General features: G+C 40.2%; 11 protein-coding genes and 3 pseudogenes. 2 read left to right on the top strand and 12 right to left on the bottom strand.

Going from position 1 to position 17,037, the window contains the following annotated elements; all coding sequences use genetic code 11:
- Positions 1–8 precede the first annotated feature (8 nt).
- From INE92_RS03295 to INE92_RS03275, 6 genes and pseudogenes are all read right to left on the bottom strand, one after another.
- On the bottom strand, positions 9–899 hold the full coding sequence (locus tag INE92_RS03295; RefSeq protein ID WP_015532815.1) for a DUF4984 domain-containing protein: 891 nt from the start codon (positions 897–899) through the stop codon (positions 9–11).
- A 25-nt stretch (positions 900–924) separates the two neighbouring features.
- Positions 925–2,442 carry a RagB/SusD family nutrient uptake outer membrane protein gene (locus tag INE92_RS03290; protein ID WP_008643286.1) on the bottom strand — a complete coding sequence of 506 codons (1,518 nt, stop codon included), beginning with the start codon at positions 2,440–2,442 and terminating at the stop codon, positions 925–927.
- 12 nt (positions 2,443–2,454) lie between these two features.
- A pseudogene (locus INE92_RS03285) lies at positions 2,455–4,209 on the bottom strand (SusC/RagA family TonB-linked outer membrane protein); the annotation flags it as partial.
- Positions 4,143–4,370 (bottom strand): annotated as a pseudogene (locus tag INE92_RS26850) (hypothetical protein). The pseudogenes INE92_RS26850 and INE92_RS03285, both read right to left, overlap by 67 nt.
- A 12-nt stretch (positions 4,371–4,382) precedes the next feature.
- On the bottom strand, positions 4,383–5,669 hold the full coding sequence (locus INE92_RS03280; RefSeq protein ID WP_009040242.1) for an IS1380-like element ISBf12 family transposase: 1,287 nt from the start codon (positions 5,667–5,669) through the stop codon (positions 4,383–4,385).
- 135 nt (positions 5,670–5,804) lie between these two features.
- Positions 5,805–6,986 (bottom strand): annotated as a pseudogene (locus INE92_RS03275) (SusC/RagA family TonB-linked outer membrane protein); the annotation flags it as partial.
- A 184-nt stretch (positions 6,987–7,170) separates the two neighbouring features.
- Between INE92_RS03275 and INE92_RS03270 the strand changes: the two are divergent.
- Together INE92_RS03270 and INE92_RS03265 are read left to right on the top strand one after the other, a co-directional pair.
- Positions 7,171–8,457 carry an IS1380-like element ISBf12 family transposase gene (locus tag INE92_RS03270; protein ID WP_009040242.1) on the top strand — a complete coding sequence of 429 codons (1,287 nt, stop codon included), beginning with the start codon at positions 7,171–7,173 and terminating at the stop codon, positions 8,455–8,457.
- Positions 8,458–9,229: 772 nt separating this feature from the next.
- Positions 9,230–11,155, top strand: a complete 1,926-nt coding sequence (locus INE92_RS03265) for an NAD(+) synthase (protein WP_195436553.1) — start codon at positions 9,230–9,232, stop codon at positions 11,153–11,155.
- Between the two features lie 183 nt (positions 11,156–11,338).
- On the opposite strand, the gene INE92_RS03260 is transcribed toward INE92_RS03265, so the two are convergent.
- From INE92_RS03260 to INE92_RS03235, 6 genes are all read right to left on the bottom strand, one after another.
- Complete coding sequence (locus INE92_RS03260) at positions 11,339–11,902, bottom strand: dual specificity protein phosphatase family protein (protein ID WP_195436552.1); 564 nt, start codon at positions 11,900–11,902, stop codon at positions 11,339–11,341.
- 26 nt (positions 11,903–11,928) lie between these two features.
- Entirely contained in the window at positions 11,929–13,053 is a 1,125-nt protein-coding gene (gene hisB, locus INE92_RS03255) for a bifunctional histidinol-phosphatase/imidazoleglycerol-phosphate dehydratase HisB (protein ID WP_195436551.1), read from the bottom strand.
- A gap of 3 nt (positions 13,054–13,056) precedes the next feature.
- On the bottom strand, positions 13,057–14,154 hold the full coding sequence (hisC, locus tag INE92_RS03250; protein ID WP_195436550.1) for a histidinol-phosphate transaminase: 1,098 nt from the start codon (positions 14,152–14,154) through the stop codon (positions 13,057–13,059).
- Positions 14,114–15,403: a histidinol dehydrogenase gene (gene hisD / locus INE92_RS03245; protein ID WP_141409099.1), complete on the bottom strand. Its 1,290-nt coding sequence runs from the start codon at positions 15,401–15,403 to the stop codon at positions 14,114–14,116. Before hisD ends, hisC begins: the two co-directional genes overlap by 41 nt.
- 29 nt (positions 15,404–15,432) lie before the next feature.
- Complete coding sequence (gene hisG, locus INE92_RS03240; protein WP_008021757.1) at positions 15,433–16,284, bottom strand: ATP phosphoribosyltransferase; 852 nt, start codon at positions 16,282–16,284, stop codon at positions 15,433–15,435.
- Between the two features lie 245 nt (positions 16,285–16,529).
- Positions 16,530–17,021, bottom strand: a complete 492-nt coding sequence (locus tag INE92_RS03235; protein WP_004310812.1) for a PaaI family thioesterase — start codon at positions 17,019–17,021, stop codon at positions 16,530–16,532.
- Between the last annotated feature and the right edge of the window lie 16 nt (positions 17,022–17,037).

The raw sequence follows: 17,037 nt of genomic DNA, 5'->3' as shown, positions 1-17,037 counted from the left end.
ATTATAGTTTAGAGTCCTTCCTCTTTCTTATACTGTTCCGCTTCTTCATCACTAATCCACTCCAAGATATTCACATAAGTACCTACTGTACCTTTACCCACCACATAAATAGTGCTATATAAGAATACGAATTTCTGGCATACATTATAATAAGAATCGTATGCAACAGGCTGAGTACACATCAGCTTTCCATTACCGTAAATGGTTCCGAAGGCTTCTGCCGTACTACCTATAATTTGATCATCAAACTCTACAAATGGTTTCAACGGATCGGAAGGATCATACTTAATTTTAAGATCATAATTCTTGTAGAAAAAATCATGTAATATGATAGTATTATCTTCCGTCTTGTCTCTTTCTGCTTGCAATAACCGATGTTCCGTATCCGTCATATATGCATTAAAGAAAGAAGAAGTCAATAGACAATAGCCTTCAAAAGTACTTAGTTCAAAAGGACATGCTTTTTGCATTTGAACACGAGTACGTGTACCGTACAAATCCCATATATTTTCATCTTTCGGAAGCAAATTGAATGTAACCGACAAAGAGTCAGTTTTACCTATATTTTCATAAACACCCTTCATCCGGAACTTTGCAACTCGCTCCCCTGCTTTAATGGTTACCGTATTTGATTCAACTACATATTGCTTTTTTTCAATTGCATTACTAGCCTTATCGTCTACTTCCACACCAAAAGAACGGTCATAATCGCATATATTCGTAGCTACTACCGGAATCTCAAACCATTTCTCGCTGTCCTGCACCGGATACATAGATAATGTATCGGAGAACATCACGTAGTCGGAACCGCTGTAAGTCGTCCGGGAAAGATCATTACATCCCCAGAATCCGACAGCCAACGTCGTAAGTGTTACTATTCCTGTTATTAATCGTTTCATTGTTTCTCTATATTATCTTTATACATTATTTATTGCTTTCATTAGGTGCTAGATCCACGCCAGGAGCATCCAACTCATGTTGTGGAATAGGCCATACAAAACGAGGATCGTCTTTCTCTAACTTCAACGTATTACCCGGAGAGATAGTCGAAGTTTGTTCTTTACGTTCAAATCCCTCATGCCAACGTTTCAAGTCGTTAAGACGGAAACCTTCCATAAAGAGTTCTTTCATACGTTCTTCACTGACAGTTTTAAACCAATTTTCTTCTGTAAGCGTAGTAGAGCCACCATAAGAAGAATAACGAGCCATACGTAAAGTAGAAATATCAATTCCTGCTTTTCCATAATAAGATGCTCCCATCCGGCAATAAGCCTCTGCACGAATCAGATATTGTTCCGCTAACCGGAACGGTTTCGGCATGGATACACACAGCAATCTTTGGCTTATAAAATCCTGATTTCCCATGTATTTAACCAAAAGAGGCCAAGTCAACCCATGAGAAAATCCGGTCGTTGCCGTAGCGAAATAAGCATTATAGCGTAAATCAGCATTGGCATAGGTATCCAATGCCCATTTAGCTGGTACATAATCCGGTTTATAAGATGTATAATCATAATTGAGGAATACAGTGCCTAATGCCCCTCCATAGGAATTTACCTCAAACATTACTTTCCAAATGATTTCAGTAGAATTATCATACTGCCACATGTATGCAAAATCATTATAAGTAACCGAATAACTATGCTTGGTTGCATCAGCTAATATATATTTCTTACTATCTATTACTTTAGTAGCATATTCAACAGCTTTCTCCCACTTCCGCATATACAGGTACATACGAGCATATAAAGCATTGACTGTACCAATCGTGAAATATGCAGAATTATAAATAACCTCAGTGTCATCATCCGTAGCCAGATATTCGGCCGATCTAGCCAAATCATCCAATACAAACTGATACGAATCTTTTAAAGAAGCACGTTTTACAGGTCCCGGATTAACGTAGCTGGACTGCAGTACAACTCCCAGTTCATTGGCAGCTTCTTCGTCACTTTCATAAGCTTTACAGAAACACTTCAACAGTTCTGAATAAGCCAGCGCACGGGCAAAATAGATATGACCTTTATAGGTATCCAACTTGTCCAGTTGTTCATCATCTGAAGTGTTGGCCTCTACAGCAGCAATGTTATCAAGAACAAAATTGCAACGTCCGATGACAGTATACAAGCCACCATACACATATTCCACCTGTTTATTGATAGCTAATATTTCATTACGCCATACATCACCATAGATATTTGTATATCCTTTAACAGCGTATACCAGATCCGTCTGAATATCAGGCAATAAAGTCAAGTATCCGCTATATAGGCTGGCATTTTTAAACTGTGCATAAATACCGACCAAAGCTTGGCGTACATCGCTCACTGTCTTAATAGCCTCTTCTTGCGGAATTGCATCTTGCGGATATTTATCAAGACAGGAAGATGCCGAAAGCAATACCGCAACTAAAACTATATATAATTTTATTTTTCTTATCATCACTGATTAATTTTAGAATGAAACTTCCAGTCCGAATGTAAACTGACGGGACATAGGGTATTGAGCCTTATACACATTGGAGGTAGACTCCGGATCCATCCCTGTAAAACTTGTAAATGTCAACAAATTCTGTCCCTGCGCATAAATACGGGCACTACTTAAAAAATTAGTCCGCTGCAACCATTTCTGTGGGAATGTATAGCTAAGCATTAAATTTTTCAGACGCAGGAAAGAAGCATCTTCCAGGAATCGTGAATCTAGTTGAGGAGTAACTCCATAACGAGGGATATCAGTCACATCTCCCGGCTTTTTCCATCGATCATAAAGCATACGTTTTGACTGATTGTAGGCACTGAACAGTCCGTTGCTCTCTTGAAAGACTCTGTCATTGTTAAGCATCCAGCGATCGGCCACCCACGTGAACTGTGCGGAAAGTGAAAATCCTTGCCAAGAAAGTGTAGTACCAAAACCACCTTGCCAAGGAGCTTCATGTGTCTTACCCAGCATCACTTTGTCATTTTCATTATATTCTGTAGTAATTTCACCGTCTTTGGTATACCATAAAGCATCTCCATTAGTAGGATTGACTCCTGCATAACGGTTCAGATAAAATTCACCTAACGGATGACCTACCGCAACCATTCTACCAGTATCAGAGGCTACATATTCTGTTATCCCATTATAAAGCTCGGTTATCTCATTTTTATTATATGAAACATTGGCGTTCACATTCCATGTAAAGTCTTTGATGCGAAGTACGTCTGCACTGACATTAATTTCTACACCACGGTTTCGCATAGCTCCCACATTATCCCAACGAGTTCCAAAACCGCTAGTTGTGTAAGAAATGGGAACTGCCATCAACATATTAGTAGTTTTCTTATTATAAAACTCCACATCCAAATTTATACGATCAATAAAACCTAAATGCAGTGCCACATTAGTAGCCCATGTAGACTCCCAACTTAATTCTTCATTTCCCAACTGGGAAATAGCAATACCTGATTCATTGTTATACTTATATCCACCGGAAACTAAAGCCAGATGTTCATAGTTATTAATAGAAGAGTTGCCCGATGTACCGGTATTAATCGCTATTTGCGCATTAGTAAGCCATTTATATTTTTGCATGAACTTCTCCTTACGGAGATTCCACATAAACCCGACTGACCAAAAAGCTCCCCAATGTTTATCTGTTCCGAAACGGGAAGATCCATCCCCACGAACCGAAAAGTCAGCATAGTAACGATCATCATAATTATATTCACCACGACCAAAGAAAGAGAGAAAAGAATATTCCGTAACGGGATCTCCCCATGATGAAGCGGTAGAACCGGAAGACAAGTTTGTCAAAATATCATTTGTCTGTCCACGAGTCGTAACCTGAAAACCTTCATAATGATAATCGACTCCTTCCTGCCCAACCATAAAGTTGAATGAATGAACATCATTCAACATAAAACGGTAGTTTGCCGTATTTGTAATCATCAGATTAAGCATATCATACGAACTACGCTGGGCACCTCCATAATTATTATTTGGCTTATAACTCGGAAAACTTCGATAAAAAGAAGTAGTATGACCATAATCTGCACTTAGTTGTGAACGAATTGTGAGATTCTTTATAGGTGTAGCTTCAGCATAGAAAGTAGATAAAAGTTTATACTTCTTATTTGATAACGGATTGTTTTCCATCCATGCTAACGGATTCTCCGTCGTTCCTTTCCAACTGCCGTCATCCTGAAGAGCCAGACTTCCATCCTCCTTATCCTCAAATCCGCAACTAAGCCCTTGAACGTCCTTATTGCGTTTACACGTCCTCTCATTACTGAATTTGCAGATAATTTGAACTTGAAGCACCCACTTCTGCCTACAATATCCCCTTACCCCACAATGTGACTTGAGGCAATACACAATATCATTCCCATAAGTTGTAGGCATTATCCAAAATCAGTCTGGAAAACATCTGCGTAAGCATTATTACAGGTATAGATGTTCAGCACATACCGCCTTGATGTCCTGATCCACTTGGCTGGTACAGAGATAAACCTGAAGACAAACGCTTTTATGCGACTTGTTGCATTGAGCCCGAACTTCTTTACGTCAAGTCTTTGAATAATGGCCTTGTAAAAGTTACGGATAAGTGCTGTAAGAAGAAGGAACACTGTGTTCTCTGCCATGAAGGATTTGGGCAATCTGTCCCACCCGAAACCATTGTTCATATCATCGAAGATACGTTCCTTTCCTCCACGAAGGTTATAGAACTCGACAATTTCTCTTACGGAAGAATCATAGTCGTTAGTCAGGATACAACGGTATGTGTATTCTCCTTCCCAAAAATCCTGCACACCATCCATCCGTTTCTGTCTTTGAATCACAAGTCGATATGCCTTACCTTTCCACTTCTCAACAAGGATAGAGTTCAATTCAAACTCAATGCCATTGATTTCCTCAGTTTTCCAGCCTTTGAGAGCAAAGGTGTCATTGTAGATCGAACTGCAGCGGTTAGCACGGATATAGAAGGACTTGCAGTGTTTTTCTATTTCCTCCACGATTTCCTCGGAACATGATCCACAATCAGCTCTGAAGCGATTGATAGTGAGCCCATTCTGTTCAAATCTCGCAAAGAACCTCTTCAGCGTGTCCTTCTGATGGAAACGAACATTTGTGTTACCATCGCTATTCTCTATACCGACTATCAAATCGCCAATAACCGCCACGCCAGGGCGATAACCAAGGAACTTCTTGTATGTAGGCTTTGCATCATACTTCTCTGTCTCTATGAACTGATGGTCGAAATCAACATCATACATCTCACCCTCTTTCAGTTGGCCAGATGCAAATATACAATTGAGCAATAAAGTATTGAGAGTGTCAGCCGTATTGAAATCGTAGGTCTTGCCCATATCTGATGTGTATGAAATGTTTTCTTGCGTCAACTCCTTTATCGCCCTGAGGATAGTATCAGAGCTACAAGTGCGAAGTGTCGGATGAAGCGAGAGGTGGTTCATCAAATGAGTAGTGACATCCTCAATACATGAACCGCTACAGAAGTAGATACTCATGAGAGAACGGATGATTTCGCTGTACTGATAACCGAACGATCTACACCTTAGACCGAGGGTTGAGTCGATTACAGATGATAATGTGGAGTCAAATTGCTCCATGATTGAAAATAATCCCCCAAAAGGAGTGAGTCTCTCAGATTTAATTTGTATCTTCGCCATGTCTATCGTCGGATTCTCTTGTTTTTTTTGCAACACTAAGATAAGTGAAAATTCTGACATGGCAAAATCCTGAGCAACTTTTTGTTGCTCAGGTACTTAAAAAGTTTAATTTATAATAGTGTTGCGGAATTAAGGCTTATAAGGATTCCAGTAAGGCAACATGAAAAAAGATGCGGAAATAGGAGCCCACAATGCATATTCACCATCATCACTCTGTTCTACCTCCTGATAAGTAAACATTGTATTCGTTCCTATTTTCAACCATTTATTAGCTTTCGCCTCCACATTGGCACGGAAGTTAACACGCTCAAATGTAGAACCTACTGCAATACCATCCTGATCATAATAGCTTCCCGAAACATAATAATTTAACTTTTCCGTACCACCATTTACTGACAACTCGTAATTCTGCAAGGGTGCTTTGTCATTGTATACCTTATCCAGCCAATTGATATTTATCTTACTTAATTTCTCGTAATCCTGTCCTTTATCCAATCCCACTTCTTTTTCAAACTGAATACGTTCGTTCGTATCCATCTGATCCCAGTCCTTTGAAGCTAATTGGGAAAAACCTAGTTGTGTACGGAAAGTAATCTTGGCAGCTTCCCCCATACGTCCACGCTTGGAAGTGATTACTACCACGCCATTAGAAGCACGTGCGCCATAGATAGAAGTAGAAGAAGCATCTTTCAACACTGAAATGCTCTCAATATCATTAGGACTAATCGTGTTGAAATCTGAACTTGAAATAGCCACTCCATCCAATATAAAAAGAGGATCTTTCCCCGAATTAATTGAATTTGTTCCGCGAATACGAAAAGTTGCTGCCTTACTGGGTTCACCTGATTCAGAAAGCACCATTAATCCCGGTGCCTGCCCTTGCAGTGCCTGATCGAAACTCGGAGCAGGAACATCTTCCATCTTTTCAGCTTTTACCGTAGATACAGAACCTGCAATCGTACCTTTCTTACGTACACCGTAGGCAACAACCACTACTTCTTCTACCATTTGTGCATCACTCTCCATCTTCAGATTCATGCGAGTGGCAGCAGACACCTGCTTTTCCATCGTTTTCATTCCAATGTAAGAAAACTGCAAAATGGCGGGGGATTTCGTCACTGTGATACTGTAATTACCATTCATATCGGTAATTACTCCGTTCGTCGTACCCTTCTCCAAAACAGACACACCAATCATCGGCTGATTGTCTTCCGCCGAAATAATGTGTCCCGTTACCTGATATCCACCCTGTGCAAAAAGCAACAGGGGGATACTTGTCAGAGTAAAGAGTACAAACAAGAGAATTGATTTTCTCATCTTTGATACTTTGATTTTAAATTAATGAAATTGATTTATTTTTATAGATCCTTAATTCCGCAACACTATTATAAATTAAACTTTTTAAGTACCTGAGCAACAAAAAGTTGCTCAGGATTTTGCCATGTCAGAATTTTCACTTATCTTAGTGTTGCAAAAAAAACAAGAGAATCCGACGATAGACATGGCGAAGATACAAATTAAATCTGAGAGACTCACTCCTTTTGGGGGATTATTTTCAATCATGGAGCAATTTGACTCCACATTATCATCTGTAATCGACTCAACCCTCGGTCTAAGGTGTAGATCGTTCGGTTATCAGTACAGCGAAATCATCCGTTCTCTCATGAGTATCTACTTCTGTAGCGGTTCATGTATTGAGGATGTCACTACTCATTTGATGAACCACCTCTCGCTTCATCCGACACTTCGCACTTGTAGCTCTGATACTATCCTCAGGGCGATAAAGGAGTTGACGCAAGAAAACATTTCATACACATCAGATATGGGCAAGACCTACGATTTCAATACGGCTGACACTCTCAATACTTTATTGCTCAATTGTATATTTGCATCTGGCCAACTGAAAGAGGGTGAGATGTATGATGTTGATTTCGACCATCAGTTCATAGAGACAGAGAAGTATGATGCAAAGCCTACATACAAGAAGTTCCTTGGTTATCGCCCTGGCGTGGCGGTTATTGGCGATTTGATAGTCGGTATAGAGAATAGCGATGGTAACACAAATGTTCGTTTCCATCAGAAGGACACGCTGAAGAGGTTCTTTGCGAGATTTGAACAGAATGGGCTCACTATCAATCGCTTCAGAGCTGATTGTGGATCATGTTCCGAGGAAATCGTGGAGGAAATAGAAAAACACTGCAAGTCCTTCTATATCCGTGCTAACCGCTGCAGTTCGATCTACAATGACACCTTTGCTCTCAAAGGCTGGAAAACTGAGGAAATCAATGGCATTGAGTTTGAATTGAACTCTATCCTTGTTGAGAAGTGGAAAGGTAAGGCATATCGACTTGTGATTCAAAGACAGAAACGGATGGATGGTGTGCAGGATTTTTGGGAAGGAGAATACACATACCGTTGTATCCTGACTAACGACTATGATTCTTCCGTAAGAGAAATTGTCGAGTTCTATAACCTTCGTGGAGGAAAGGAACGTATCTTCGATGATATGAACAATGGTTTCGGGTGGGACAGATTGCCCAAATCCTTCATGGCAGAGAACACAGTGTTCCTTCTTCTTACAGCACTTATCCGTAACTTTTACAAGGCCATTATTCAAAGACTTGACGTAAAGAAGTTCGGGCTCAATGCAACAAGTCGCATAAAAGCGTTTGTCTTCAGGTTTATCTCTGTACCAGCCAAGTGGATCAGGACATCAAGGCGGTATGTGCTGAACATCTATACCTGTAATAATGCTTACGCAGATGTTTTCCAGACTGATTTTGGATAATGCCTACAACTTATGGGAATGATATTGTGTATTGCCTCAAGTCACATTGTGGGGTAAGGGGATATTGTAGGCAGAAGTGGGTGCTTCAAGTTCAAATTATCTGCAAATTCAGTAATGAGAGGACGTGTAAACGCAATAAGGACGTTCAAGGGCTTAGTTGCGGATTTGAGGTAGATTTATCTACAATAAGGAATACGCAGTCTTCGCGTAGAATAATACACTCCTTTCCCAAAATCGGTTTATGCATTTTCTGCACCGACTTGGGACAGGCTATTATTATCTATAAATATAGAATAGGAATAGACTAACTTGGCAAATTCTTAATATTGCGCCAAATATCCAAATAGATTTTTCGTGTTACTGCTGTGTGAATTAAATGTATGACCATCTGCTCTCTTAAGTTATAAATTAAACACTAATATCACTTGTTCTGTTTAGGTGTTATACACTTCTAATATTGTTCTATTTTGGCTACAAATATATATATTATATTTAAATAAAAGAAACAATATGTCGCATATTTTATACCAAATTTCCACTTATATCTTTTTGATACATATTTAAGTACACAAACCCATAAATGAAAATAAATCCACAACATATTTCAATGATAATTGAATATAAACGTTCATTTTGATAGTTACTTTAATTGCTCAAATAACAACATCACAACTCATACAAAATAGCTTATTAAGAGGATTCAATATAGAAAAGATAATTATTCAAAACTATTTCCTATTTTTGCACTCATTATATATAAATAAGGTATAAGATGAACTACGGATTTGTAAAAGTAGCTGCAGCCGTGCCACACGTAAAAGTGGCTGACTGTAAATTCAATGTAGAGAAGATAGAAAGTCTGATTACAGTGGCTGAAGGAAAAGGAGTGCAGATCATTATTTTCCCGGAAATGAGTATCACCGGATATACTTGTGGTGACCTATTCGGACAACAACTTTTGCTGGAAGAAGCAGAAATGGGGCTGATGCAAATTCTGAATAACACCCGTCAATTAGATATCATTTCTATTGTTGGCATGCCTGTCGTTGTCAATTCGACAGTAATCAATGCAGCCGTAGTGATTCAGAAAGGGAAAGTGTTGGGAGTTGCAGCCAAGACCTATCTGCCGAATTATAAAGAATTCTACGAACAACGTTGGTTCACATCAGCGCTTCAGTTGGCTACAAACAATGTACGCCTGTGTGGACAAATCGTTCCCATAGGTGCAAATCTGCTTTTTGAGACTTCAGATACGACTTTTGGCATTGAGATATGCGAGGACCTTTGGTCTACTATACCTCCAAGTTCCTCACTGGCACTGCAAGGGGCAGAGATTCTGTTCAATATGTCTGCTGATAATGAAGGCATTGGAAAGAACAATTATCTTTGTTCTCTCATCAGCCAACAATCTGCACGTTGTATTGCCGGATATGTATTCTCGTCTTGTGGCTTTGGAGAATCTACTACCGATGTGGTTTTTGCCGGTAATGGGCTGATTTATGAAAACGGTTCACTGCTTGCACGCAGCGAACGTTTCAGTATGAAAGAGCAACTGATTATCAGTGAAATTGATGTGGAACGCATCCGGGCAGAACGCAGGATAAATACTACCTTCGCCGCTAATCAGGCAAATTTAGGAGACAAGAAGGCGGTTTCTATCGCAACAGAATTTGTCAACAGCAAAGAACTGACCTTAACCCGGAAGTTCAACGCCCATCCTTTCGTACCACAAGGAATTGAGCTAAATGAACATTGCGAAGAAGTATTCTCTATCCAAGTGGCCGGACTAGCACAAAGATTAGTTCACACCGGAGCCAAAACAGCTGTAGTCGGTATTTCAGGCGGCCTAGACTCAACACTGGCACTGCTCGTCTGCGTGAAGACTTTCGATAAACTGGGATTATCCCGGAAAGGTATTCTCGGAATCACGATGCCGGGTTTCGGAACGACTGACCGCACATACCATAATGCGATCGATCTAATGAAATCATTAGGTATATCCATCCGTGAAATTAGTATTAAAGATGCCTGCATCCAACATTTTAAGGACATCGAACATGACATGAATGTACATGACGTTACATACGAGAATTCGCAAGCACGCGAACGTACACAAATACTAATGGATGTGGCCAATCAGACTTGGGGAATGGTTATCGGCACAGGGGACTTATCGGAACTTGCATTGGGATGGGCTACTTACAACGGCGATCACATGTCCATGTACGGGGTAAATGCGAGTGTTCCCAAAACACTTGTGAAATATTTAGTACAATGGGTGGCAGAAAACGGTATGGACGAAAACTCGAAAGCTACTTTGCTTGATATTGTAGACACTCCTATTAGCCCGGAATTGATTCCGGCGGATGAGAACGGAGAAATTAAACAGAAAACAGAAGATTTGGTAGGTCCTTATGAACTGCACGACTTCTTCCTATATTATTTCTTACGTTTCGGCTTCCGACCTTCCAAGATATTCTATTTGGCAAAAACGACATTCAAAGATATGTATGATGAAGAAACCATCAAGAAATGGCTTTCCACTTTCTTCCGTCGTTTCTTCAATCAGCAGTTCAAACGTTCTTGCTTACCGGACGGACCTAAAGTAGGAAGTATTTCTATTAGTCCACGGGGGGACTGGAGGATGCCTAGTGATGCCAATTCAGCTATGTGGCTTAAAGAAATAGAGAATTTATAGGGAAGTACAAACATCAAACTATTCTCACTGCTATGAGAAAAAATACTCATTACTATGAGAAGATTTTCTCATTATAGTGAGAATTTTTTCTCATAGCAGTGAGAATAGTTGAGAAAATATAACGCCTCATCATAGCTTCGATACAACATTTTAGCAAGACATGTATCTGCACAAAATTACATACTAAAATCCCTCTGTACACATAACTTTTTTTCTTATTTGCTCTATATCCGCTTCTTTAATCCTCCGAATGATATTTTTATAAATACGATGAAAGCCAAAACCGCCTTCAGTCATTTCATGAATCGCGTCTTCTTTTGAAACATTCTGAAATACCACTCGATAAAGTGCGCAAACAGCTCCTGTGCGATCTGATCCGTGATGGCAATGGATAACAATCGGCGCTTTACGATTCTTTATAATACGCAATGCTTCAATCAACTGTTCTTCATTGATGGAATGAGCTTTGGTCTTTACCCGATGAAGCTTTACGTTTGTTCTTGCGGCTTCATCATCATCACTATGTCTATTACGGAGATTGAGAGCTTCGCCAATACCATACTTTTCTAAAGCTTTAAAGTCTTCATGCGAAGGTTGCTCTGAACGATATACACCCGAATCGATCTTGTACAGATTGGTTAATTCACTATCAGGAAGAGTAATTTTCTCTACTTTTAGATTCTGACTAAAAATAGATATAGAGAAGATTACTCCCCAAAGTAGGCTCAACAGGATTCTTTTCTGCATAAGTCTATATTGTTATTATAAAAAGATCAAAGTACTCCCTTGCTGGATGGAAGTTCAAAATGATAGATATCTCTTTTGATTGCCATTTTCAAGGCACGGGCAAGGGCTTTAAAAATACCTTCTATCTTATGATGTTCATTTTGTCCTTCCGCCTTGATGTTCAGATTCATTTTTGCCGCATCACTTAGTGACTTAAAGAAATGAAGGAACATTTCCGTCGGCATCTCCCCTATCTTCTCACGCTTGAATTCGGCTTCCCAAACCAGCCAGGGACGACCACCAAAGTCTAAACAAACCTGACAAAGACAATCATCCATCGGTAAAGCATAGCCATAACGTTCAATTCCACGCTTACTACCTAAAGCCTGGTAAATACATTCTCCTAATGCAATAGCAGTATCTTCGATCGTATGATGCTCGTCTACCTCCAGATCTCCTTTTACACGGATTGTCAAGTCCATACCGGAGTGTTTTCCAATCTGCTCGAGCATGTGGTCGAAAAAGCCAAGACCGGTAGAGATGTCACAAGTGCCGTTTCCATCCAAGTTCAAAGCCACATCAATATCTGTTTCTTTGGTTGTACGACGTACTTCCGCTTTCCGTTCTCCGGCAAAAAGGAACTCGGCTATCTGATCCCAGTCAGTTGTTGCAAGGGCGCAGACTTCTTCCAGTCCTTTTTCTTTCAGGGTTTCAGGTGAATTTTGCAGATAGATTGCCCGACAACCCAAATTCTTGGCAAGTTCCACATCCGTAGGACGGTCGCCTATCACAAAACTTCCGGCAAGATCGTATTCCGGATTATTTAGGTACTTCGTCAGCATTCCGGTACGTGGTTTACGGGTGGGCGCATTATCTTCCGGGAAACTACGGTCTATCAGAATCTCATCAAAAGTAATCCCCTCTCCTTCCAATGTTTTAAGCATCAGATTATGGGCAGGCCAAAACGTTTCTTCCGGGAAGGAAGATGTACCCAATCCATCCTGATTGGTGACCATCACAAATTCAAAATCGAGTTTACTGCGGATAAAACCTAAATTACGGAATACTTTCGGATAGAATTCCAGCTTCTCCAATGAGTCGAGTTGGTAATCCACGGGAGGTTCGATCACCAACGTACCATCTCTATCTATAAATAATATTTTCTTCTTCATAAATTATCCCGGGTATTTTTTAAGGATAGCCAATAGGGTATTATTCTCTACACGGGTACCGACAGTCACACGCAAACAGTTGCAGCAAAGCGAAATGTTATGGCGATTACGCACAATAATTCCTTCACCTACCAAATAATTGTAGATTTTCACGGCATCCGTCACTTTTGCCAAAAAGAAATTCGCATCAGACGGGAACAGTTTAATGGTACATGGAAGCTTTTCAAATTCCGCTTCCAAATAGTCACGTTCTTCCTTCAGAGTTTTCACCCAACGTTCTATCTCATAATGTTTATGCAACATGGCGATGGCTTGCTGTTGAGTCAACTGGTTGACATTATAGGGATATTTGATTTTACTAAGAATATCAATAATCTCTTTGGAAGCAAAAGCCATTCCCAAACGGATAGCAGCACATCCCCAGGCTTTGGAGAATGTCTGAAATACGACGAGATTAGGATATTTATCCAACTCTTCGAGGAAAGACGGAGCTTTAGAAAAATCATTGTAAGCCTCATCCAACATTACCAATCCTTCAAACTGACAAAGAATCTTTTCTATTTCGGAACGAAGCAGATCATTTCCCGTCGGATTATTAGGCGAACAAAGGAAAATCAGTTTGGTATGCTCGTCGGTAGCTGCCAGCAATTTGTCAGCAGAGAACTGGAAGTCATCATCCAACAAAACTTTCCGATATTCTACATCGTTTACATCGGCACAGACCTGATACATTCCATAGGTAGGATCGATAGCTACTACATTATCTTTACCCGGTTCGCAAAAAGCACGAAAGACCAAGTCGATGGCTTCATCACTGCCGTTTCCGAGAAAAATATGTTCGGGAGATATTTTCTTAATTTTCGACAACAATGTTTTCAGTTCACACTGCATAGGGTCCGGATAACGGTTGTGAGGCGTATTGTACGGATTTTCGTTTGCATCCAGGAAAACAGAAGCGGTGACTCCTTTATATTCATCACGTGCCGAAGAGTAAGGCTTTAATTTCCAGATATTCGGCCGGGTTAATTCTTGTAATGTTTTCACTTCTTTAAATTTTAAGTTATGAATTTTGAATTGCTTTGAGACGAACTGTGACCGCATTCTTATGCGCGTCCAAATGTTCGTTAGCCGCCATCTCCTCAATAGCGGGACCAATAGCTTTTATTCCTTCCGGAAGAATTTCCTGGAACGTAATCTTGCGGATAAAACTATCCAGACTGACGCCGCTATATGCTTTGGCATAACCGTTGGTAGGCAAGGTATGATTTGTTCCGGAAGCATAGTCACCGGCACTTTCGGGAGTTAACGATCCAAGGAAAACAGAACCGGCATTTGTTACACGCTCTGCTACTTCCATGTAGTTTTCCGTTTCTATTATTAAGTGTTCCGGCGCGTATGCGTTAGTCAGTTCCAATGCTTCATCCAAATCCTTTACTAAAATCAGTTTACTATTCTCTAATGATTTTGCAGCAATTTCACGACGGGGCAATTCGGCTAATTGACGTTCTACTTCCGCCATTACTTCTGTTTGAAGCTTCTCGGAAGTAGTAATCAATATAGCCTGACTATCTATTCCGTGTTCTGCCTGTGACAAAAGATCTGCTGCTACAAAAACCGGGTTGGCAGATGCATCAGCCAGAACTTCGACTTCAGAAGGACCGGCAGGCATATCAATAGCTACATCACGCAGGCTTACCAACTGTTTGGCAGCTGTCACATATTGATTACCTGGACCAAATATCTTATATACTTTAGGTACACTCTCCGTTCCATAGGCCATAGCGGCAATAGCCTGCACACCACCAGCCTTGAATATTTTACTGACACCTGCCAGTTGCGCAGCAAAAAGAATAGCCGGATGAATATTTCCATTCTTATCGGGAGGCGTGCAAAGTACGATTTCCTTGCATCCTGCAATTTTAGCCGGAACAGCCAACATCAATACAGTTGAGAAAAGTGGTGCTGTTCCACCCGGAATATACAATCCCACTTTTTCGATTCCTACCGATTTTTGCCAGCAAGTCACACCGTTCATTGTTTCTACCTTCTTTCCGATAAAACGTTGGGAAGCATGAAAGGTTTCAATATTTTGTTTTGCCAGGGAGATGGCTGCTTTCAGTTCATCGCTTACCAATGTTCCGGCAACCTGTATCTCTTCAGGAGTCACAGCAAGCGCAGACAAGGTGACTTTATCAAAAGTAGCTTCATATTCCAAGACGGCTTTGTCACCTTCTGCTCTTACCTTATTTATAATAGAGCGAACAGTGTCAAACAAATTTTCCGTATTCAGTGCCGGACGTTTCAAAAGTTCCGTCCACTGTTCTTTTGAGGGATATTTAATCAATCTCATGGTTCCTACTTTATTAGATACCTATATATTTATACAATCATCTTTTCAATCGGCAGTACTAAAATACCTTCCGCTCCCAGTCCTTTCAGTTTTCCAATGATTTCCCAAAAACGTTTTTCATCAAGTACTGTATGAACAGAGCACCAGCCTTCCTGTGCTAACGGCATCACCGTAGGACTCTTCATACCCGGCAATACAGCAATGATTTCTTCCAGTTTATCTTTCGGAGCATTCATCAATACATATTTTTTATCTTCGGCTGTTTTTACCGCATTCATGCGGAACAGCAGTTCTTCGAGCACTTCTTTTTTCTCGTCGCTCATATTCTTGTTGCCAATCAGCAATGCTTCCGACTTCATTACGACTTCCACTTCTTTCAAACGGTTACTTACCAACGTAGAACCGGAGCTTACAATATCGAAAATAGCATCAGCCAATCCAATTCCCGGAGACACTTCTACAGAACCGGTAATCACGTGAATTTCAGCATTTACACCATTTTTCTTCAGGAAGTTACGAAGAATAACCGGATAGGAAGTAGCGATCTTCTTACCGTCAAACCATGACAAACCGGGATATTCAATATCTTTCGGCATAGCCAATGAAAGGCGACACTTACTGAATCCCAAACGTTTGATGATTTCCGCATCTTCTTCCTTTTCCATAAATTCATTTTCGCCAACAATTCCCAAGTCTGCCACACCGGTAGCCACTGTCTGCGGGATATCATCATCACGAAGGAATAGAACTTCAATAGGGAAATTGGAAGACTGCACCAATAAGGTACGTTTTGTAGTGCTCAACTTAATATCCGACTCTCCTAAAAGTGCCATTGTCTCTTCGAAGAGACGTCCTTTGGCTTGTACTGCGATTCTTAACATGACTTTATTTAATTTTTAATTATAATATGCGTTGAGAAATAAAAAAGGCTTACCGTATTCGGCAAGCCTTAGTTATCGTTTATATAGTTATACACAATATCATCCACGCCCACCGATTATTCGTTAGGAAAATGATGATGATGATGTGTAGTTGTATATTTCATATTTCTTTTATTAACTGCGACAAAAGTAAAGCATTTGTTTGAAACCACCAAACATTTATCACAAAAACTTGAGTTTTTATTTCAAATTAAAGGCAATATCTCTTCCGGCTCTACATCACATTTCGTAAAATGCATTTCGTCTTTCGACTTTTCTTTCGAGAAAGTAAAGTAGGTACAAACCGATTCTGTGCATACTTCTCCATCCTCATTATATAATTTTGCTTCAACAATGACAATGTTCCGCTTCACTTCTTTAATAGAGGCGCGCAATACTATATGAGAATCTTTGGTATCAACAGATTTTCGGTAACGGGTTTCCATCTTCGAAGTCACTCCAGTCGTTTGTAGTTTACGAAGCACCACCCACGCACAGATTTCATCCATCAAAACTGCTTGAATACCGCCATGCAAAGTGTCAATCCAGCCTTGATACTCGGGACGTGGCTTCCAAATGCTCACTACTTCGTCACCATCCTCATAAAATTCCATTTTTACTCCAGCTTCATTATTAGGAGCACAACCGAAACAATTGTACCCTTCCAAACCCTTCCAGGGATTTATTATCTTCTTCATAGTTCTCTCTTTTAGT

The sequence above is a fragment of the Bacteroides xylanisolvens genome (genome assembly GCF_018289135.1).
GTDB lineage: Bacteria > Bacteroidota > Bacteroidia > Bacteroidales > Bacteroidaceae > Bacteroides > Bacteroides xylanisolvens.
The sequence above is the reverse complement of the archived record's forward strand: the minus strand, read 5'-3'. Positions and strand labels throughout refer to the sequence as shown.